General features: G+C 65.9%; 18 protein-coding genes. 14 read left to right on the top strand and 4 right to left on the bottom strand.

Going from position 1 to position 18734, the window contains the following annotated elements; translation table 11 throughout:
* Window positions 1-11 precede the first annotated feature (11 nt).
* Window positions 12-863: a diaminopimelate epimerase gene (gene dapF / locus LE190_RS08425; protein WP_225238299.1), complete on the top strand. Its 852-nt coding sequence runs from the start codon at window positions 12-14 to the stop codon at window positions 861-863.
* Window positions 864-873: 10 nt separating this feature from the next.
* Here the strand turns inward: dapF and LE190_RS08420 are convergent, their stop codons facing one another.
* Window positions 874-1731: an oxygenase MpaB family protein gene (locus LE190_RS08420; RefSeq protein WP_225238298.1), complete on the bottom strand. Its 858-nt coding sequence runs from the start codon at window positions 1729-1731 to the stop codon at window positions 874-876.
* Between the two features lie 83 nt (window positions 1732-1814).
* The gene (locus LE190_RS08415) at window positions 1815-2186 is read right to left on the bottom strand and encodes a cupin domain-containing protein (protein WP_225238297.1); all 372 of its coding nucleotides are present in this window, start codon (window positions 2184-2186) and stop codon (window positions 1815-1817) included.
* Window positions 2187-2256: 70 nt separating this feature from the next.
* On the opposite strand from LE190_RS08415, the gene LE190_RS08410 reads away from it, so the two are divergent.
* From LE190_RS08410 to LE190_RS08355, 12 genes are all read left to right on the top strand, one after another.
* Entirely contained in the window at window positions 2257-3240 is a 984-nt protein-coding gene (locus LE190_RS08410; RefSeq protein WP_225238296.1) for a LysR family transcriptional regulator, read from the top strand.
* 273 nt (window positions 3241-3513) lie between these two features.
* Complete coding sequence (locus LE190_RS08405) at window positions 3514-4566, top strand: porin (protein WP_225238295.1); 1053 nt, start codon at window positions 3514-3516, stop codon at window positions 4564-4566.
* Between the two features lie 226 nt (window positions 4567-4792).
* Window positions 4793-6073 carry a porin gene (locus LE190_RS08400; RefSeq protein ID WP_225238294.1) on the top strand — a complete coding sequence of 427 codons (1281 nt, stop codon included), beginning with the start codon at window positions 4793-4795 and terminating at the stop codon, window positions 6071-6073.
* Between the two features lie 106 nt (window positions 6074-6179).
* Window positions 6180-6845 (top strand): DUF484 family protein, encoded by a 666-nt coding sequence (locus tag LE190_RS08395; RefSeq protein WP_225238293.1) that lies wholly within the window; start codon window positions 6180-6182, stop codon window positions 6843-6845.
* A 4-nt stretch (window positions 6846-6849) separates the two neighbouring features.
* A complete protein-coding gene (xerC, locus tag LE190_RS08390; RefSeq protein ID WP_225238292.1) occupies window positions 6850-7785 on the top strand; it encodes a tyrosine recombinase XerC in 936 nt (311 codons plus the stop codon).
* Between the two features lie 140 nt (window positions 7786-7925).
* The gene (locus LE190_RS08385) at window positions 7926-8999 is read left to right on the top strand and encodes a CobW family GTP-binding protein (RefSeq protein ID WP_225238291.1); all 1074 of its coding nucleotides are present in this window, start codon (window positions 7926-7928) and stop codon (window positions 8997-8999) included.
* Between the two features lie 245 nt (window positions 9000-9244).
* On the top strand, window positions 9245-9697 hold the full coding sequence (gene dksA / locus LE190_RS08380) for an RNA polymerase-binding protein DksA (RefSeq protein WP_224943975.1): 453 nt from the start codon (window positions 9245-9247) through the stop codon (window positions 9695-9697).
* 219 nt (window positions 9698-9916) lie between these two features.
* Window positions 9917-11209, top strand: a complete 1293-nt coding sequence (locus tag LE190_RS08375) for a hypothetical protein (protein ID WP_225238290.1) — start codon at window positions 9917-9919, stop codon at window positions 11207-11209.
* 110 nt (window positions 11210-11319) lie between these two features.
* Entirely contained in the window at window positions 11320-11856 is a 537-nt protein-coding gene (gene hslV, locus LE190_RS08370) for an ATP-dependent protease subunit HslV (protein WP_225238289.1), read from the top strand.
* A 14-nt stretch (window positions 11857-11870) separates the two neighbouring features.
* The gene (gene hslU, locus LE190_RS08365) at window positions 11871-13214 is read left to right on the top strand and encodes an ATP-dependent protease ATPase subunit HslU (protein WP_225238475.1); all 1344 of its coding nucleotides are present in this window, start codon (window positions 11871-11873) and stop codon (window positions 13212-13214) included.
* 19 nt (window positions 13215-13233) lie between these two features.
* Window positions 13234-13434, top strand: coding sequence for a hypothetical protein (locus LE190_RS08360; protein ID WP_225238288.1), 201 nt, complete (start codon window positions 13234-13236; stop codon window positions 13432-13434).
* Between the two features lie 180 nt (window positions 13435-13614).
* Window positions 13615-14349, top strand: a complete 735-nt coding sequence (locus LE190_RS08355) for a helix-turn-helix domain-containing protein (RefSeq protein WP_225238287.1) — start codon at window positions 13615-13617, stop codon at window positions 14347-14349.
* Between the two features lie 43 nt (window positions 14350-14392).
* Here LE190_RS08355 and LE190_RS08350 read toward each other — a convergent pair whose 3' ends face one another.
* Entirely contained in the window at window positions 14393-15523 is a 1131-nt protein-coding gene (locus LE190_RS08350; protein WP_225238286.1) for a choice-of-anchor E domain-containing protein, read from the bottom strand.
* A gap of 268 nt (window positions 15524-15791) precedes the next feature.
* Here LE190_RS08350 and LE190_RS08345 point away from each other — a divergent pair, with 268 nt between their 5' ends.
* Complete coding sequence (locus LE190_RS08345) at window positions 15792-16562, top strand: hypothetical protein (RefSeq protein ID WP_225238285.1); 771 nt, start codon at window positions 15792-15794, stop codon at window positions 16560-16562.
* Between the two features lie 97 nt (window positions 16563-16659).
* Here the strand turns inward: LE190_RS08345 and LE190_RS08340 are convergent, their stop codons facing one another.
* A complete protein-coding gene (locus tag LE190_RS08340) occupies window positions 16660-18666 on the bottom strand; it encodes an ankyrin repeat domain-containing protein (RefSeq protein ID WP_225238284.1) in 2007 nt (668 codons plus the stop codon).
* Window positions 18667-18734: the final 68 nt, after the last annotated feature.

Genomic DNA, 18734 nt, shown 5'->3' with positions numbered 1-18734 from the left:
AGGACCGAAACATGAAACTGAAATTCACCAAGATGCACGGCGCGGGCAATGACTTCATCGTCATCGATGCCATCCACCAGGAGGTGGACCTGAGCGCGGAGCAGTGGCGCCGCCTGGCCGACCGCCGCTTCGGCATCGGTGCCGACCAGATCCTGGTGGTGGAGCGCCCACGATCGGCCGGCGTCGACTTCCGCTACCGCATCTTCAACAGCGATGGCGGTGAAGTCGAACAGTGCGGCAATGGCGCGCGCGCCTTTGCCCGCTTCGTCAGCGACAAGGGTTTGTCGGGCGAGCGCAGCATCCGCGTCGAGACCATGAAAGGCGTCATCGCCCCGCGTCTCGAGGACGATGGCAGCGTCACCGTGGACATGGGCGCGCCGCGCCTCGACCCGACCGAGGTGCCCTTCGACAGTGCCGGCCTGGCCGGCTGGCTTGAGGGCGCGGACATCACCTGGCCGCTGCCGGTGGGTGGCAAGACGGTGTTCCTGTCGGTGGTCTCGATGGGCAATCCGCACGCGGTGCAGGTGGTCGAGGATGTGGACAGCGCCCCGGTGGCAACGCTGGGTCCTGCGATCGAGACCCACCCGCGCTTCCCGAACAAGGTCAACGCCGGCTTCATGCAGGTGGTCGACCGCCATCACATCAGGCTGCGCGTCTTCGAGCGCGGCGCCGGCGAAACCCTGGCCTGCGGCACCGGCGCCTGCGCGGCCGTTGTGGCCGGCATCCGGCGTGGCTTGCTCGATTCGCCGGTACGGGTCGCGGCCCGTGGAGGCGAACTCAGCATTGCTTGGGACGGCCCCGGCCAGCCGGTCTACCTGAGCGGTCCGGCCGTGACCGTGTTCGAAGGCGAGATCGAGATTTGACGCCGGCGCGCTAGGCTGGCGCCCCCAGGCGGCGCGCGGCCTGCACCGGCGGCGTGTCGCCCAGCGGCAGCAGCCCGGCGCTGCGCGCCAGCGCGCCGACCAGCCATCCCTCCCCGGGCCGCAGGCCTCGACCGCGCAGCTCCGGCAGCGAGTGCACCGGCTCCGGCACGATCTCCACCGCGGCGCGCAGCAGCAGCGACTGCAGCCGCCGCAGCGGCGCGGGTGCGATCGGCGCCGCGTCCATGGTGTGCAGGAAGGCGTCCAGCGTCTCCGAGCCGCGCAGGCCGGGCGCGGTCGCGGCCAGCAGCGCTTCCCATTCGTGCCAGCTGGCGGGCGAACCGTCCGCGCCATACAGCAGGGCGGCCGGCCGGCCTTCGGCGAAGGCGGCATCCTTCTCGGCCGCCGACAGCTTCCGCACATAGCGGTGATAGGCTTCGGTGAAACCGAAGGTGGCGGTCGCATGCACCCAGTCGAGCAGGCGCGGATCGCTTGCATGGTAGCGCCCGCCGTCCGGCGTGCTGCCCTCGACCCGGCCGTGCATGCGCACCACGCGCGCGATCAGCGCCTCGGCTGCCGTGCGCGGGCCGTACACCGTCATCATGGCGGCGAAGCCGGTGCGGCGCAGGCGCATCACCGGATCGCGCCGGAAGCTGCTGTGGTCCCACACCCCGGCCCGCACCGAGGGCTCGGCCAGCTCAAGCAGCACCGCCGCCACCCCGCCAATGAACAGCGCTACCGGATTGGCGAACACCTGCCAGGCCACGCCATCGCGCGGCGCCAGCGCCGGCTCGCCCGCCGGCTGGCTGAAGTCAAAGGCCATGCCCGGCGGCGGCGCCATCAGTTCCCGTATCCTGTCCAGCATCGGCATGCTCCTCCTTCGGCAGGTTCGTGCTTGCGCCAGCCAGCAGACAATAAGGGAGGATGCGCCTGCCGCGGCGCCACCGAGGCACGCTACCAGGGCAAGGGAATCGCTTCCCCGTGTTCGTCGACCACCGGGACCGGCGACAGCGCCAGGATGCCGTACAGGGTCAGCACCGCGCTGCCGGTGTTGAGGATCTGGTGCAGCTCGTTCGGCTGGCACAGCAGCACCGTGCCGGCGCCGCACGGCGTGTCCTGGCCGTCGTGGCGCATGATGCCTGTACCGCCCGTAAATATGATAACTTCCTCGCAATCATGGCGATGCAGGGGCGTGACCGCGCCCGGCGACAGCGACTGCTGCCATACCTCGAAGGAGCCGATCTGGCCGGCGCGCGAGGCGAGGGTCTGGTGCGTGATGCCCGGCAGTTCGACGGCCGGGATGGTGTGCAGGTGGCGTACTTGCATGGCGGACTCCGTATTGACAGGGAATGGAGCGGATTATCGCCGTCCGCACGGATCGGGAACACTACACGGCATGTCCAAACCGGATGGACACAAAGTCAAAGGCGGCGACGGGGCGCCGGAACTGGTCAAGCAGCGCTGCTTCGTCCAGGTGGTGCGCACCGGCGGCATCAGCAGCGCCGCACGCCTGCTCGGGCTGACGCCTTCGGCGGTGAGCAAGAATATCGCGCGCCTGGAGGCGGAACTCGGCACCAGCCTGCTGGCGCGCGACAACCGCCACTTGGCGCCGACGGTGCGCGGCCAGCAGGCTTTCGAGGCCTGGAGCGAACTGATCGCGCGGCTCGACCAGGTCCAGCAGGAACTGGCGGCGCCGGACGGCCTGGCCGGGCAGCTTGCGCTGTCGATTCCCAGCGGCTGCCTGACCTGGCTCGCGCCCCTGCTCGCCCGCTACCGCGCCGCCTGGCCGCGCGTCCAGCTGTGCCTGAACGTGACCGACGGCCGCAGCGACCTGGTGCGCGACCGCAACGACCTTGCCCTGCGCTTCGGCCAGCTCAAGGACAGCAGGCTGCGCGCGCTCAGGCTCACCGAGTCGCCGCTGGTCGTGTGCGCTGCGCCTGCCTACCTGGCGCAGGCCGGCACGCCGGCGACGCCGGCCGAGCTGGCGCGGCACCAGGGCGTGTTGTTCCGCCGGCCCGACATCGGCCCCGCGCGCCCGGTGGAACTGCTGCCGGAATCCGCTTCGTGGCAGGCCCAGGCGATCGTCAATGACGGCCAGGCCCTGGTGCAGGCGGCGCTCGCTGGCTTCGGCCTGATCCAGGTGCCGCTGCTGCTGGTACAGGCCGAGATCGACGCGGGGCGGCTGCTAGAGGTCCTGTCCGGCTACCGGCCGGCGCCGCTCCAGGTCAACCTGGTATTTTCCGGCGCACCCTGGCTGCCGGCACAGACGCGCGCCTTCCTGGACATGGCCCGTGAAATGTTCTGCGACCAGGCGGGGGCAGGATGCCCGGCCGGCGCCGGTGCCAGCCCTGCTGCAAGGGGAGTGGACGAAACGTGTTGACGCAAGCCAAGCTTTTTTGAGCCGGTGCAGAACGCGAATTGGCAGCCTGTTTTTATGCAGGAAAAATGTGACACGGCCGCGATCCGCGTTTCAAAAATACAACAGCACGATTGGAATTATTGGCTTTCGGCCAATCCCGACCGTCATAATTGACAAAACCGACAATCTTGACGCGTCAAGTATTGACGGTTGGTGGCCTTGGACAGGAGGCATCGCGCCCTGCCTGCCTCGCTGTAGGCCACTGAGATTTACTTAAGAAAAGGAACACGAACAATGAAACAATCCCTCATGGTCGTCGCACTGCTTGGCGCAATCGCTGCCGGCAGCGTCCATGCACAAACCGCGGTGCAGATCTACGGCACCGTCGACGCCGGCCTCATCAAGCGCAGCGGCCAGAGCCTGAACATCGGCAAGCGCGCCTCGAATACCCTCGGCTTCAAGGGAACCGAAGAACTGGGCAATGGCCTCAAGGCACTGTTCCAACTCGAAATGCGTTACGAGCCGGATACCGGCACCAATGAAATCGGCGCCAATGGCACCCAGCGTCCGCTGTTCCAGGGCCAGAGCCGGGTCGGCCTGCAGGGCGACTTCGGCATGGTGCGCATCGGCCGCGGCCTGACCCCGTACCACGAAACCGTGGGTGCGTTCGAGCCCTTCCACGCTTCGCCGAGCCCGGCCGGTTTCTGGACCGACCTGGCGGTCGCCGGCTATACCTCCCAACCGCTGGACGTGGCAGGCTATTCGAACAACCGCTTCTCGAACGCGGCCTGGTACAACTCGCCGCTGACCAACGGCTTCCAGGTGAATGCCGCCTTCGCTACCAAGGAAAACGGCGGCGGCCCGGCCGTGATCGGCCGCGGCACCGCGACCGCGCCGCAGTATCCGGTAGGCGCCGAGGCATCGGTCAATCCGTTCTCGATCACCGGCACCTACAACAATGGCCCGGCCGCGTTCATGGCCGGTTACGAGCGCAACGCCATCGAATCGAAGGTCTGGTCGATCGGCGCATCCTTTGCCGCCACCCCGGAACTGAAGCTGATGGGCCTGTACTCGAAGCAGGACCAGGAACACAACCGCTTCGCCAACGCCAACACCAATGCATGGGTGCTGGGCGCGAACTACACCATGGGCCCAGGCAAGTTCCTCGCCGGCTACGGCCAGAAAGACACGGACGGCCTGCAGAAGGTCAAGCAATTCTCGCTCGGCTACGAGTACAGTCTGTCGAAGCGTACCTACCTCTACGTCGACGCTTCGCGCAAGAAAGGCCTGACCACGGTGCCGTCGACCGTCAACCACTACGACGTGGGCGTCAACCACTCGTTCTAACCGGTTTCCGGGTAAAGCGTGGGACACCGGGCCCACGCTCCCAACAGGGGCGGACATGGGCGACCATGCCCGCCCCTGTTGTTTTAAGCGCGCTTTTGTAGTTTTTAAGCAACGTTAGCACGTCCTTCCGCCTGTCGCGCATTGCGAATCTGTACAGTGCACAGTAGCAATGGCATATTGGCAAGGCATGTAAGAAAACGCTCGTTCGTAAATCAATGGAGATGCAATGAAGAAAAGTATCCTGGCCGCGCTGCTCGGCACCTGTTTCGCAACCTCGGCCTTCGCGCAGACCAGCGTGCAAATCTACGGCATCGCCGACGCCGGCGTGATGTGGCAGAAAGGTGGCCCGACCAAGATCTTCAGCGGCGGCGCCGACGGTTCGCGCATCGGTTTCAAGGGCACTGAAGACCTGGGCAACGGCTACAAGGCCATCTTCAATCTCGAGGCACGCGTCGAGCTCGACACCGGTACCCAGCAGCCGACCCTGATGAACGACAATCCGGGTGTCTACCTGCTCAAGGGCATGGATGCGATTCCGGTCGCCATCCGCTCGCGCCTGCAGTCCCTGATCCAGCCGCCGGGCGGCCCGGCCGTCAACCAGGAACGCGCCCTGTTCGACCGTACCGCCATGGTCGGCGTGATCACCCCGGTCGGCGCCATCCTGCTGGGCCGCATGTACACCCCGGGCTATGAAGTCTTCAACAAGGCCGACACCTTCGAATCCGGCACCGCCGGTACCTGGGGTCACGTGACCGGCGGCACCGCCGGCTTTACCGCACTGGGCGCGGACATCCGCTCGCAGGAAGCCATCCAGTACCGCATCGCCCTGCCGAATGGCGTCGGCGCTTCGCTGATGTACGGTCCGAAGGGTTCGGGCTACCTGGGCCGCTACAACAAGTTCCGCGCCGGCGCCGTGACCTACAGCGCGAACGGCTTCGACGTCGGCATCGGCTACAACCACGGCTACGACCAGCAGAACCGTCCGAGCCTGCGCACCACCACCGTGGGCGGCTCCTACGCCATCAACGACAGCTGGAAACTGTTCGCCGGCTTCCACAGCCAGCGCAACCAGAACTCGGCACTGCTGGCAGACTACATCAACGGCTGGGACACCGGCGTGACGCCGGCGCTGGTGCAGCAAGGCCTGCCTGCCACCACCCAGGCTTTCCTGCGTAACGTGTTCGTGACCAATATCACCAACAACACCAAGCAGGACGCCAACAGCTGGCAGGTCGGCGGCCACTACAAGGTGGGCAACGGCCGCATCATGGCATCCTACGCGCACCAGAACGACCGCCTGGTGTCGAACAGCGACGCCGACCTGTACGCCATCGGCTACAACCACTTCCTGTCCAAGCGTACCGACCTGTACACCGTGGCAGCCATCATCAAGAACTCGAACGATGCCCAGTACTCGCCGGGCACCTCGGGCAATCCGGGCGGCTTCACCAAGCGTCCGGGCGAAGACGGGCGCGCCCTGCAGATCGGCGTGCGTCACCGCTTCTAAGCGTTCGCCGTCCAGAGAAGACGCCCTGCGGGGCGTCTTTTTTTATGTCCTTCGCGCTTGGCCCGTCGGTTAAAATGACGGACGGATATCTTCTCTTTCTTACTTCATGACCAACGAGACCCTCGACGCCCAGGCCGTCGCCCAATACCTGATCGACCACCCGCAATTCTTCGAGGAACACGCCAGGCTGCTGGGCGAAGTGAAGCTGTCGAGCCCGCTGACCGGGCGCGCGGTATCGCTGCAGGAACGGCAGATGGAAGTCATGCGCGAAAAATACCGGGTGCTCGAACTGCGCCTGGCCGAACTGACCCGCCGCGCCGAGGAAAACCACGCGATCGCGAACCGCTTCCACGCCTGGAACCAGGCCCTGCTCGCCTCCGGTGGCGGTGCCGCGATGGCGCGCAACCTGGTCGACGCCTTGCGCACCGAATTCATGGTGCCGCAGGTCACGCTGCGCCTGTGGAACCTGGCTCCGGAACACCGCGAGGCCTGGTTCGCCAGCAGCGTGTCGGAAGACGCCCGGCTGTTCGCGAACGGCCTGCGCGCCCCTTACTGCGGCCTGAACAACGACTTCGAGGCGGTGCGCTGGCTCGACGACCCGGCCGCGGTGCGTTCGACCGTGCTGATGCCGCTCACCCTGGAAGGCAAGACCTTCGGCCTGCTGGTACTGGGCGCGCCGGATGCCGAGCGCTTCACCTCGACCATGGCGACCGATTTCCTGGCCCACATCGCCGCCACCGCCAGCACTGCGCTGGCGCCGCTGCGCGCTTGACGCCATGACGGCGGCGCAGGACGGACTGGCCGCGCGCTACCTGGGCGAACTGGCCACCCAGCGCCAGCTGTCGCCGCACACGGTCGCGGCCTACCGCCGCGACCTGCAGGAACTGGCCGCCCTGGCTGGCCATGCCGACTGGGCGCGCCTGACCCACCACGATATCCGCCGCTTTGCGGCGAAATTGCACGCCGGCGGCCAGTCGGCGCGCTCGATCGCGCGCAAGCTGTCCGGCTGGCGCGGCTTCTACGACTGGCTCTCCGGCCAGCAGGCGCTGCCGGCCAATCCGGTCGACGGCGTACGCGCGCCGCGCCGCCCCAAGACCCTGCCCAAGGCACTGTCGGTGGACGATGCGGTGCAGCTGATGGAAGCGAATACCCGCGGCCATCCGGAACCGGCCGAACTGTGCGACCGTGCCATGTTCGAATTGCTGTATTCGAGCGGCCTGCGGGTGGCGGAACTGGTCGGGCTCGACATGGTCTATACCGAAGGCGGCAATGGCGTCCACGCCTCGCTCGGCTGGCTCGACCTGCCGGCAGGCGAGGTGGTCGTTACCGGCAAGGGCCGGCGCATGCGCCGCGTGCCGGTCGGCGCGCCGGCGCGCAGCGCCCTGGCGACCTGGCTGGCCGTGCGGCCCGCTGCCCGCGACGGCAGCGCCGCCCTGTTCCTGTCCGCGCGTGGCGTGCGCATCACACCGCGCGTCGTGCAGGCCCGCCTGAAAGCCCATGCGCTGCGGGCGGGCACGCCGGTGCACGTCCACCCGCACGTGCTGCGCCACTCCTTCGCCTCGCACCTGCTGCAATCCTCGGGCGACCTGCGCGCCGTCCAGGAACTGCTCGGCCACGCCAGCATCACCTCGACCCAGATCTATACGGCGCTCGACTTCCAGCACCTGGCTGCCGTGTACGACCGGGCCCATCCGCGCGCGAAGTCCAAGTGAGCGCGCTGAGCTGGGCTTGGCTCACAACGCAGGCATGAGCGGCGTCAAGACGCTACACGGTTGATGGTGGTGTGACACGAAATCCGGCATAATCGCCCGATTCTTCCGCCTGTGCGGACGTCACCGACAGCAAAGCGAACATGGAACCCATCCCCAGCACCATCCTCACCGGCTTCCTCGGCGCAGGCAAGACCACCCTGCTCAACCGCATCCTGCACGAGGAACACGGCCTGCGCATCGCCGTCATCGAAAACGAGTTCGGCCAGGAAAACATCGACAACGAGATCCTGGTGCGCGACAGCGGCGAACAGATCGTCGAAATGAACAATGGCTGCATCTGCTGCACCGTGCGCGGCGACCTGATCGTGGCCCTGAGCAACCTGGCACAAAAGCGCGCCGCCGGCGAGATCGCTTTCGATCGCGTGGTCATCGAGACCACGGGCCTGGCCAACCCGGGGCCGGTGGCGCAGACCTTCTTCGTGGACGAGGAAGTCGGCGCCAACTACATGCTCGACGCGGTCGTGACCGTGGTCGATGCGCGCCATGCGATGGACCAGCTGGACCGCCACGAGGAAGCCCAGCGCCAGGTCGGTTTCGCCGACAAGATCCTGCTGTCGAAGACCGACCTGGTCGATGCCGCCGCCGTCGAAGCCCTGAAGGCGCGTCTGCGCCGCATCAACCCGCGCGCCCCGATCGCCACCAGCGACTTCGGCCGCGCGCCGATCGCCGAGGTGCTGGACCTGCGCGGCTTCAACCTGAACGACAAGCTGGAGCTCGATCCGGACTTCCTGCGCGCCGAGGAACACGCGCACGATCACGATCATGCGCATGGCGAAGACTGTGGCCACGATCACGCCCATGGCGAAGCCTGCGCGCACCACGACCATGCGCACGACCACCATCACAGCCACCACAGCGACGACATCGCCGCCTTCGTATTCAGGAGCGAGCGCGCCTTCGATCCCGAGCGCCTCGACCAGTTCCTGGGCAGCATGGTGCAGGTCTTCGGTCCGCAGATGCTGCGCTACAAGGGCGTGCTGTCGATGCAGGGCGCCGATCGCAAGGTCGTGTTCCAGGGCGTGCACCAGATCATGGGCAGCGACCTTGGCGCAAAATGGGCCGAGGGCGAGACCCGCACCAGTAAAATGGTCTTTATTGGTAAAAATTTGCCAAAAGACGTATTTATCAGCGGACTTGAACAGTGTTTGGTATAAACTACATCAGTTTTGCGGGTCGGTCCGAACCCGCTGACGGCTAGCCGCGACAGTTGGCGGCCGGGCGCCCCCAAGGCGCCAAGCGTTATTCCGGACAGCGTCCGGCGCGCCGCGGGCGGGCCGGGACAGGCAGTGCAGGACGGCAAATGCCGTCCGGGGCAGCGGCTCTCCGCACGCACCTGTTGCAAGGGTGTTAATGCTGAGTTTGCTGCTAAAATGAAAACCTCTGTCGTATCGAAGGCATCATGACTAAAACAACGAAACCGAATACCGCCGCGCAGCCTGAAGAACGCCTTCTGACGGAAGAAGAAATTCGGGCGATGGGCGACGACGACTACATGAATCCGGCGCAGCTGGCCTTCTTCCGCCACCGCTTGCAGGAACTCGAGAAGGAATTGCTGAAGAATGCCGGCGAGACCACCGAGCACCTGCGCGAAACCGTGCTCGTGCCAGACCCGGCCGACCGCGCGACCATCGAGGAAGAACACGCGCTGGAGCTGCGTACCCGCGACCGTGAGCGCAAGCTGCTCAAGAAGGTCCAGCAATCGCTGCAGGCCATCGAGAACGGCGAATACGGCTGGTGCGATGAAACCGGCGAACCGATCGGCGTCGCGCGCCTGATCGCCCGCCCGACCGCGACCCTGTCGCTGGAAGCCCAGCAGCGCCGCGAGCTCAAGCAGAAACTGTACGGCGACTGATCGCGTTTTCCCTTGCGCTCCAATGAAGAAAGCATGTGCCGCGAGGCGCATGCTTTTTTCTTTTGCGCACCGTTTTCAAGTGTGCATATCTTTGTATTTCCTATGGGATACTAGCGTGATACGACTGGCGCCATGGGCGCGTGCGCGCAGCGCGGACTGCGCACAGCCGTGTTACCGTCATGTCCGTACGACGGACTTGTCCATTCATCCATTGGGGTCATGGGGCTGTTTTCCTTCCTGAAGAAAAAGAGCGGCGCGCCGGCCGGAGAGCTCCTGGAGGGCATCGACACGCGCCTGCGCGCGGGCACGCCCTCGCGCCTTGGCGGCGCCCAGGCGCAGGAAGAACGCGAACGCCAGCGTGCCATCGCGCGCGCCACCGCGGCCAAGATTGACGAGATCGAGCTGGAGATGGCCTCGGTGATCTTCGACGACGAGCCGGCCTGGGGCAGCGGCGCGCGCCACCCCGCCGCGGCCGCGGCCAGCGCGCCGCTGGCGGCGCCGGAAACCGGCATGGACGAGCTGCCCGACGCCGCGGCCCAGCCGGCCACCGCGCCGGCCGTCGAGGAAAGCGCCATCCTGTACGCCAACGGCCAGGCCGCCGCCGCCGAGAGCCTGCTGCGCGACAGCCTGGCCGGCTTTGGCCACAGCGAACGCCTGCCATGGTGGATGCTGTTCGACCTGTACCAGGCCACCGGACAGGAAGCAGAATTCGAGAGCATCGCGATCGATTACGCCAGCCATTTCGAAACCTCGCCGCCGGCCTGGCAGCCACTGGTGCCGGACCAGGACGCGCCCCCGCTGGCCGGCGTGGCCGCCGCCGAGCGCTTCGGCCCGGTGCTGGACGCCGGCATCGGCCCCGGCCTGGCGCGCCTGCTGGCGGCCAGCTCCCCGCTGGTGCGCATCGACCTGGGCGCGGTGCGCAGCGCCGATGCCGACGGCTGCGCGCGCCTGCTGGCGGCCCTGCAGGCGCTGCGGGAGGACGGCCGCGAACTGGTGCTGGCCGGCGCCGAGACCCTGATGGCGACCTTGCGTCCCATGCTCGCCGTCGGCGAGCGCGCGGGCGGCCAGGCGCCCTGGCTGCTGCTGCTGGAACTGCTGCTGCTGTCGAACCGCGAGAAGGATTTCGAAGAGTCGGCGATGGATTACTGCGTCACCTTCGAGGTGTCGCCGCCTTCGTTCGAGGCGCCCAAACGGGTCTCGACCGCGCCCCCGGCGCCGCGGGCGGGCGACCGCTTCCTGCTGCCCGCGCTGGCGCTCGGCGACGGTGGCGCCCTGCTGGACGCTATTGATGCCTATGCCGACGGACGCACGCTGCTGGTGCTGGACTGCGCGCGCCTGGCGCGCATGGACTACGGCTTCGCCACCGCGCTACAGTCCCGGCTGCGCGTCCATACGGGCCAGGAACGGCGCGTCGAGCTGCGCGAGCTGAACCACCTGGTAGCGGCCCTGCTGCGCCTGCTCGGCTATGGACAGGGTGGCGATACGATCCGCCTGTATCCGCACCGCTATTGAGGCCGGTCACGCGGGCGGTTTTGCCTGCTCGACAGTTTTTAGCCGCGTTTGTCTTGCAATTTTATGCCCCCACCCCATCTGCGGGATGCTAGACAACCACGAGGCATAAAATGGAACAATTTCACGGCACCACCATCGTCAGTGTGCGGCGCGGCAACCAGGTTGCGCTGGGCGGCGATGGCCAGGTCACGCTGGGCAACGTCGTCATGAAGGGCTCGGCGCGCAAGGTGCGCACCCTGTACCAGGGCAAGGTCCTGTGCGGCTTTGCCGGCGCTACCGCCGACGCCTTCACCCTGCTCGACCGCTTCGAAGCCAAGCTGGAAAAACACCAGGGCAACCTGATGCGCGCCTCGGTCGAACTGGCCAAGGACTGGCGTACCGACCGCATGCTGCGCAAGCTGGAAGCGATGCTGCTGGTCGCCGACCGCGAATCGACCCTGATCATCACCGGCAATGGCGACGTGCTCGAGCCGACCGACGGCATCGGCGCGATCGGCTCGGGCGGCGTGTACGCCCAGTCGGCAGCCAAGGCCCTGTACGAGAATACCGACATGCCACCCGGCGAAGTGGTCAAGAAGGCGCTGACCATCGCCGGCGAGCTGTGCATCTACACCAACCTGAACCACATCATCGAGACCCTGGAATGAACCAGTCACCCATCATGAACATGACCCCGCCCGAGATCGTCTCGGAACTGGACAAGCACGTGGTTGGCCAGGGCAAGGCCAAGCGCGCGGTCGCGATCGCGCTGCGCAACCGCTGGCGCCGCCAGATGGTAGCGGAGCCGCTGCGCCACGAGATCACCCCGAAGAACATCCTGATGATCGGCCCGACCGGCGTCGGCAAGACCGAGATCGCACGCCGCCTGGCCAAGCTGGCCGACGCGCCCTTCATCAAGATCGAGGCGACCAAGTTCACCGAGGTCGGCTACGTGGGGCGCGACGTCGACACCATCATCCGCGACCTGATCGACATCGGCGTCAAGCAGACCCGCCTGAGCGAGCAGAAGAAAGTGCGCCAGCGCGCCGAGGATGCGGCCGAAGACCGCGTCATCGACATCCTGGTGCCGCCGGCGCGCGACTTCGGCTTCAACGTCGCTAGCAGCGCGGGCGGCGACGGCAAGGACGGCGACACTACCCGCCAGACCTTCCGCAAGCGCCTGCGCGAAGGCTCGCTCGACGACCGCGAGATCGAGATCGACGTGGCCGACGCCGCGCCGCAGATGGAGATCATGGCGCCACCGGGCATGGAAGAAATGACCGAGCAGATCAAGTCGATGTTCGCCGGCGTCGGCAACGCGCGCAAGAAGCCGCGCAAGATGAAGATCAAGGACGCGATGAAGCTGCTGGTCGACGAGGAAGCCGCCAAGCTCGTCAACGAGGACGAACTGAAGCAGAAGGCGATCGCCAACGTCGAGCAGAACGGCATCGTGTTCCTGGACGAGATCGACAAGATCGCCACCCGTTCCGAACACGGCGGCGCGGACGTCTCGCGCGCCGGCGTCCAGCGCGACCTGCTGCCGCTGGTCGAGGGCACGACGGTGAACACCAAGTACGGCATGATCAAGACCGACCACATCCTGTTCATCGCCTCGGGTGCCTTCCACCTGTCCAAGCCGTCGGACCTCATTCCTGAATTGCAGGGCCGCTTCCCGATCCGCGTGGAACTCGAATCGCTGTCGATCGACGACTTCAAGAGCATCCTGACCTCGACCGACGCGAGTCTCACCAAGCAGTACGAGGCGCTGCTCGCAACCGAGGGCGTGAAGGTCGATTTCACGAGCGAGGGCATCCACCGTCTGGCGGAAATCGCCTTCTCCGTGAACGAACGCACCGAGAACATCGGCGCGCGCCGCCTGTACACGGTGATGGAAAAGCTGCTCGAGGAAGTCTCGTTCTCGGCCGGCCTGGAGAAGGACCAGCTGGTCACCATCGACGCCGCCTACGTCAATGCGCGCCTGGATGCGCTGGCGGTCAACGAGGACATGTCGCGCTACGTCCTGTAAGCAAGGCGGGAGAGAGGAAATGGCAAACAAGGCTCTGGCAACCCGGCAAAAGATGCGGCTGCGGGTGGAACCATCCCAGGCGTTCGGCAAGCCGCGCAACCCGATTGCGGCGCTGGCCAAGGCCAGGTCGGCCGGGCCGCATGCCAAACCGCTCTCCAGCGAACGGCAGGAGGCCAAGCGCCTGCTGAAGAAAGCAACACTGGTCGCGGACGAAGATTAATCCATCGTCCGGTACGATTTCCCCTTGGCGGGCCGCGCAAGCGTGCCCGCCTTTTTTACGCCCGCACGGTGAACGCGCCGCTGCGTTCATGGGCGCAGCAGCATGGCGCGGCATCCGGCATATTGCCCGGCACCGCATTCGCAGGTACATTCAGCCGTCGCCATCCATTACAGGAACACCATGAGCTCTCCCGAACAGGTCCTCGACGTCTTGCGCGCCGAACTGCGTGCCACCGGCATCACCTACAAGGGCCTGGCCGAGCGTATCGGCGTGAGCGAGTCGAGCGTAAAGCGCATGTTCGGGCAAAAGGACATGACGCTCTCGCGCCTGGCCCAGATCTGCCAGGTGACCGGCATCGCGCTGGAAGACGTGCTGCGCCGCGCCGCCGACGCGCGCCCGCAGGCCGACACCCTCACGCTGCCGCAGGAAACCTCGCTGGTCGCCAATCCGCGCCTGCTCCTGATGGCGATCTGCTGCCTCGGGCACTGGTCGATGGAACAGGTGATCGAAACCTATCGCCTGAGCGAACCGGAATGCATCACCCTGCTCGCCGAACTCGACCGGCTAGGGCTGATCGAGCTGAAACCCCTGAACCGCTACAGCCTGCGGGTGTCGAACGCCTTCCGCTGGCTGCCGGATGGCCCGGTACAGCGCTTCTTCCGCGAACACGTGGTGCAGGATTATTTTGCGGGCGGCTTCGACCGTCCCGGCGATGCCCTGATGTGCCTGCCGGCGCGCCTGTCCGGCGCCAGCGCCCAGGAACTGGGCCAGAAGATCGCGCAACTGGCGGGCGAGCTGGCGCGCCTGCACCGCAACGACCGGCGCCTGCCGGCGCAGGAGCGCGAGGGCTATACCCTGCTGCTGGGTTTCCGGTCGTGGGAGTTTGCGGCGTTCACGGCCTTGCGCCGCGGATGAGGTGTAGACTCCGCCCGGCAGCTTGCCGGGCGGAGGAATCGGCTCAGGACTTGCGGCGGCGCGCGATGCCGGCTGCGGTAGCGCCCAGGCCCAGCAGCAGCAGCGATGCCGGTTCCGGCACGTCGTTCACCGGCTCTTCGCGCTGCACCAGGTTGGCCTGCAGCTTCAGCGTCAGGCCATGGTTGGTAAACAGCGATTCCGACGCATAGACCGACGGTGCGACATCAGCCAGGGTCAGCTGGTAGGTGGCGGCGTAGGCGCCGGCTTGGGTGCCGAGGAAAGAAGCGCTGAACTGGTTGCTGGCGCCCTGGCCGAGATTGCCGAACAGGCTGAGGCCCGACGAGAACATGTCGGTGTCGCCGGAACCGGCAATATTGGTCAGGCGCAGGCCGACGCGGTCGCCGGCGCGATTGGCGATGCCGTAGTCGATACCGCCGAAGGTGTCGCCAATGTAGAGCGTGCCGAAATCGAGGGTCAGCTCGTTCTGGTCGGCATCGAGGCTGAACGACTGTGCGGCGTGCAGCAGGTAGCTGTATTCAGCGTTCAAGAAACCGGTCCAGTCGATGTCCGAACTGGCCGTGGCGGTGCCATTGAACGTGTTCTTGGTCAGATTGGCCGAGTTCGACACGGCCACGTGGTCGACGCTAAAGTTACCGGTGCCCACGTAGGCATTCAGGTTAGTGCCGGCAACCGGACCGTCGACGTCGACGGAACTCTGGGTGGCGGTACCAGTGCATGCGTCTTTCGGCTTGGTACCCGTGCAGTTGTCGCTCACGTTTGTCAGCGACGCCGCCCCGGCCACCTGGCCGCCTGGAAGGACCATCTTGACGGCGCCGCCGCCGGTGCCTGCAGCTTCGAAGTTGCCATTTGGATTGTTGCCATTGGTTGTCGACGCCACGGTGACATGGGTCGATTGCTTGTACTTCGAGTCGAGTTTCACGGACACGCCAGTCAGCACGCCCAGGTTCTTGTCGAACTTGGCAAGCTCGGTGGTCTGCATCGTCACGTTTTGAACGGTCGACGCCTGGCCATTGGTACTACTGTCTTTCTGGCTGTGCTTGGCTGTGAACTTGACGTCGTTTTCCGATGCTTTCTTGAGCAAGCTAGCATGGGCTGGCATGGAAGCAAGAGCACCGATGGCGGCGAACAGTGCGGTGTTGAGTAACTTGGACATGGACTTCCCTATCTGGACATTGGTAAATGAGAAATTTATATTTCTGATTGCTCCGTTACCGAATGCAAGTTGCATGCCAGAAAACTATGCTCTTGATTTTAAAACGATTACTCAGGAATAAATTTCATAGAAACTAATACATGTAAATTTCTTCGACACCAAAAATAGTACCTTAGAGAAATAATGTGTATTTTTAGCGAGCGCTCTATCGCCGAGCAGGCGCTCGACGCTTGGCCAGCGGCTACTTTCCGTCGTTATACTGTGCCGAATGTCCTATTCTCCCTTCCTGTATCCGTCTTCTGCCCTGCGCCCGGTGCGCGGTCGTCGCCTCGGTGTCGCCTTGCTTGCCCTGCTGATTCACGCGGTCCTGGTCATCGGCTGGCAGCAAATACGCACGCCCGTGAAGACGGATGTGGAAGGAAGGGAAGACGGCATGCAGTGGCTTCAACTGCCGGCCCCGGCGCTACGCGAGGATGCGCTACCTGTGCCCGCACCAACGAGGCTTTCGGGTTCGCTGTCCCCATTGAAGCGCCCTGCGCAGCCCGGGCCGGCACGCGCTGCCCGTGCGGACGTCCTGCCGGTCGTGCCTGCCGGCTCGCCAGGACCGTCCGATCCCGGACTGGTAACGGAAGCGCCGGCGGCGCCCGCTGCTCCTGCGCAGAATGCCCGGTCCATCCTGGAAACCGCCGTGCGCAGTGCCGGCGCCATCGACCGCGCGCTGCGTAAGGAGAGCAAGCCCCTCATCATCGCGCCACCCGACAGTCCGACGCTGCGCATGCGCGAGGGCATGGAGCAGGCGCGTGCACTGGCCCCGACGCGCCTGTGGGAAGCGCCCAAGGTCGAGGAGCTGGTGAACAACACGGGCGATGGCGCGCGCCGCACGCGCGTGGTGACCGGCCGCGGCACTTACTGCGTCACGGAACGCTCACCCGTCACGAACGTCGAGATGATTGAAATGCACGGCAAGATCAGGCTGACCAACTGCCCGCGCGATGAAACACCGGCCAAAGCACAGGTGTGGCGTACGGCGCGCGATTGACAGGCGCTTTCTCGCACGGCCGGGAATGGCAGGCGGGCACAAGCTGCCTGTGGAGCGTTAACTGGCACGTGGTTCCTGTTCATGGCCACCCCGGCCTTCACGGCCTTCCGCCGGGCTGCGCGCCATAGGAAACGAGTTTCCTGGCCGTGTTGCTCATGAAGTCACTCGGACAATGCAGGCCGGACCAGGGCTCGCGGGTGGTCTCTTCGAGAGCCAGTGCGAGCCCGTGCCGCACCTGCCTATCGAGCCTGGCAGGGGGCCTGGCCAGCATCAGGTCGACCATGCCCCGCCTGCAGCGCTGGATCACCGAGGCCAGCGCACTGTCCTCCTGGTCCGGATACAGCAGATAAGGGTCGGCGCCGAGCTTGAGCAGGAGCGCGACCAGCGCGTCATCCTCGGGTGCCTCGCAAAGGCTGCCGTTCGACGACCATGCCGGGCAGCGGCCGACCCTGGCATTGAAGTCATAGCGCTTCGTCTTCAGCTTTTCAAGAAAGACCTGGCGCCAGCGGTCGCGGTCGGCGAGCGCGGCCAGGTCGGGGTCGCGCGCGTGCTCCTTGTCGCAGCGCTCGACCACGGTCGACAGCAGTGTCCCCGGTGTGTGCGACCTGGACGCGTCCGGCACGGCGCCGGTGTCCAGCAGCCAGCTGGCGTATTCGAAGTTGCAGACGTAGGCGGCCTGGTCGAGGGCTTCGCTGCCGGCTTCACCACGGACCGCGCGCAGCAGCGCCGGATACGTACGGACCAGTTCCGACACCTTGTCGATGTAGCGCTGCCGCAGCACCGGGGTTACGGCACGCGCGCTTACCTGCGCAAACTCGGACAGCAGATCCTCCGCATGCTCCGGCGCGATGCCGTAGGCGAGCAGGCGCGCCATGACCTTCGGGTAGGCGACCGCATCTTCCAGGTACTCGGCAGCCAGCTCGGAACGCGGATCCAGCTTGCCGGTCCGCAGGAAGAAGTCGAGCATTTCCGTGTTCTCGCCCGATTCGTAGGCATCGAATGCATCGCGAAACGGCGTAGCGCCGATGAAGTCGTTGACCTCGGTCGTCTTGAACGGCTCCGCACCGGCGCGCACCAGCATTGCGACGACATCGAGATCGACCGGACGCGCGTTCACCGCCCGGTTCAGCAGCTCGTCATCGTCGTGCGGGCCGGCGCGCTTGTCGACCGCTCCATTGCCGGCCACGTCGGCGCCATGCGCGATCAGCGCCCCGATGATCGCGGCGTCCGGTGTGGCGCCGAGAAAGGCCAGGTCCAGCGCGGTCTGGCCGCGCCCGGTCTTGCCATTGACGTCGGTGGTGCCCATGGCCAGCAAGCGCTCGACCAGCGCGCGGTCACGGTCGCGCACGGCGCGGTGCAGCGGCTGGAAACTCGCTTCATGCGCGTGCTCGCCCCGGCGCGCACGCGCCTGTTCCGCTTCGCCAGTGAACACGCGCGCAAAGGCGGGAAGCGAGGCCAGCGCACAGTCCTGCATGCGCTTGCCGATGCGTGCGCGTTGCGGGTCATCGCTGTTGCGGAGGTGACCGCCGACCTTGAACTGGGCCGGATAGCTGCCATGCAAGGCGGCGAACAGTTCCGGACCGGTCGCCTCGTTGCGCGCATGGCCCTGGTAAAAGCCGGATGCGGCGATGGCATCGCCCATGTAGGCATAGACTGAACCGAGCCGGCGTTCAACCATCCATTCCATCAGCTGGACGCTGCGGTATTGGGTCGCCAGGTCCGCATCGCGGCGCTCGCTCAGCAGGAGAAACAATTGCGCACGCGCGACCCAGTTACCATTGCGCGCGGCTTCGTTGAGGCCATGCAGCAGCGTGTCGTCATCGCGGCTTTCCGGCAGTCCATCGATGTAAGCCTCTACCGCATTCATCAAGGCCACGTTGCCGACCTCGGCCGGTTTCTTGCACCGGAAGCGCGCAAGCACCGGTTCGTCAGACATATCCTTGACGATCTTGCTCGCTACCGCTTCCAGCCGTGCATCCAGGGACGCCTGCGTCAGCCCGCGAGGCAGTGGCCCCAGCCAGGCAAGGAATGCCGGATTGTCGAGTCCTCCTTCGAGGAGCGGGGCTGGCGGCAGCAGCGCCTGCGCGGCTGGCGCACGTGCCACGTGGGCTACATGGGCGGCACGGGCCAGCCATCCGATCGCAGCGAGTAGCAGGACAAGGAACAGGGCAA

It is taken from the genome of Massilia hydrophila, assembly GCF_020208145.1.
Lineage (GTDB): Bacteria > Pseudomonadota > Gammaproteobacteria > Burkholderiales > Burkholderiaceae_D > Telluria > Telluria hydrophila.
Note: the sequence above shows the minus strand (reverse complement) of the source record. Positions and strands in the feature narration are given on the sequence as shown.

What these genes read in the sequence shown, in the direction of transcription:
- hslU (WP_225238475.1), top strand. Translation starts at nt 11,871, where the DNA reads ATGAACATGACCCCGCCCGAGATCGTCTCGGAACTGGACAAGCACGTG.
- LE190_RS08385 (WP_225238291.1), top strand. Translation starts at nt 7,926, where the DNA reads ATGGAACCCATCCCCAGCACCATCCTCACCGGCTTCCTCGGCGCAGGC.
- LE190_RS08420 (WP_225238298.1), bottom strand. Translation starts at nt 1,731, where the DNA reads ATGCCGATGCTGGACAGGATACGGGAACTGATGGCGCCGCCGCCGGGC.
- dapF (WP_225238299.1), top strand. Translation starts at nt 12, where the DNA reads ATGAAACTGAAATTCACCAAGATGCACGGCGCGGGCAATGACTTCATC.
- LE190_RS08360 (WP_225238288.1), top strand. Translation starts at nt 13,234, where the DNA reads ATGGCAAACAAGGCTCTGGCAACCCGGCAAAAGATGCGGCTGCGGGTG.
- hslV (WP_225238289.1), top strand. Translation starts at nt 11,320, where the DNA reads ATGGAACAATTTCACGGCACCACCATCGTCAGTGTGCGGCGCGGCAAC.
- LE190_RS08410 (WP_225238296.1), top strand. Translation starts at nt 2,257, where the DNA reads ATGTCCAAACCGGATGGACACAAAGTCAAAGGCGGCGACGGGGCGCCG.
- LE190_RS08395 (WP_225238293.1), top strand. Translation starts at nt 6,180, where the DNA reads ATGACCAACGAGACCCTCGACGCCCAGGCCGTCGCCCAATACCTGATC.
- LE190_RS08355 (WP_225238287.1), top strand. Translation starts at nt 13,615, where the DNA reads ATGAGCTCTCCCGAACAGGTCCTCGACGTCTTGCGCGCCGAACTGCGT.
- LE190_RS08405 (WP_225238295.1), top strand. Translation starts at nt 3,514, where the DNA reads ATGAAACAATCCCTCATGGTCGTCGCACTGCTTGGCGCAATCGCTGCC.
- LE190_RS08415 (WP_225238297.1), bottom strand. Translation starts at nt 2,186, where the DNA reads ATGCAAGTACGCCACCTGCACACCATCCCGGCCGTCGAACTGCCGGGC.
- LE190_RS08345 (WP_225238285.1), top strand. Translation starts at nt 15,792, where the DNA reads ATGTCCTATTCTCCCTTCCTGTATCCGTCTTCTGCCCTGCGCCCGGTG.
- dksA (WP_224943975.1), top strand. Translation starts at nt 9,245, where the DNA reads ATGACTAAAACAACGAAACCGAATACCGCCGCGCAGCCTGAAGAACGC.
- xerC (WP_225238292.1), top strand. Translation starts at nt 6,850, where the DNA reads ATGACGGCGGCGCAGGACGGACTGGCCGCGCGCTACCTGGGCGAACTG.
- LE190_RS08375 (WP_225238290.1), top strand. Translation starts at nt 9,917, where the DNA reads ATGGGGCTGTTTTCCTTCCTGAAGAAAAAGAGCGGCGCGCCGGCCGGA.
- LE190_RS08400 (WP_225238294.1), top strand. Translation starts at nt 4,793, where the DNA reads ATGAAGAAAAGTATCCTGGCCGCGCTGCTCGGCACCTGTTTCGCAACC.
- LE190_RS08350 (WP_225238286.1), bottom strand. Translation starts at nt 15,523, where the DNA reads ATGTCCAAGTTACTCAACACCGCACTGTTCGCCGCCATCGGTGCTCTT.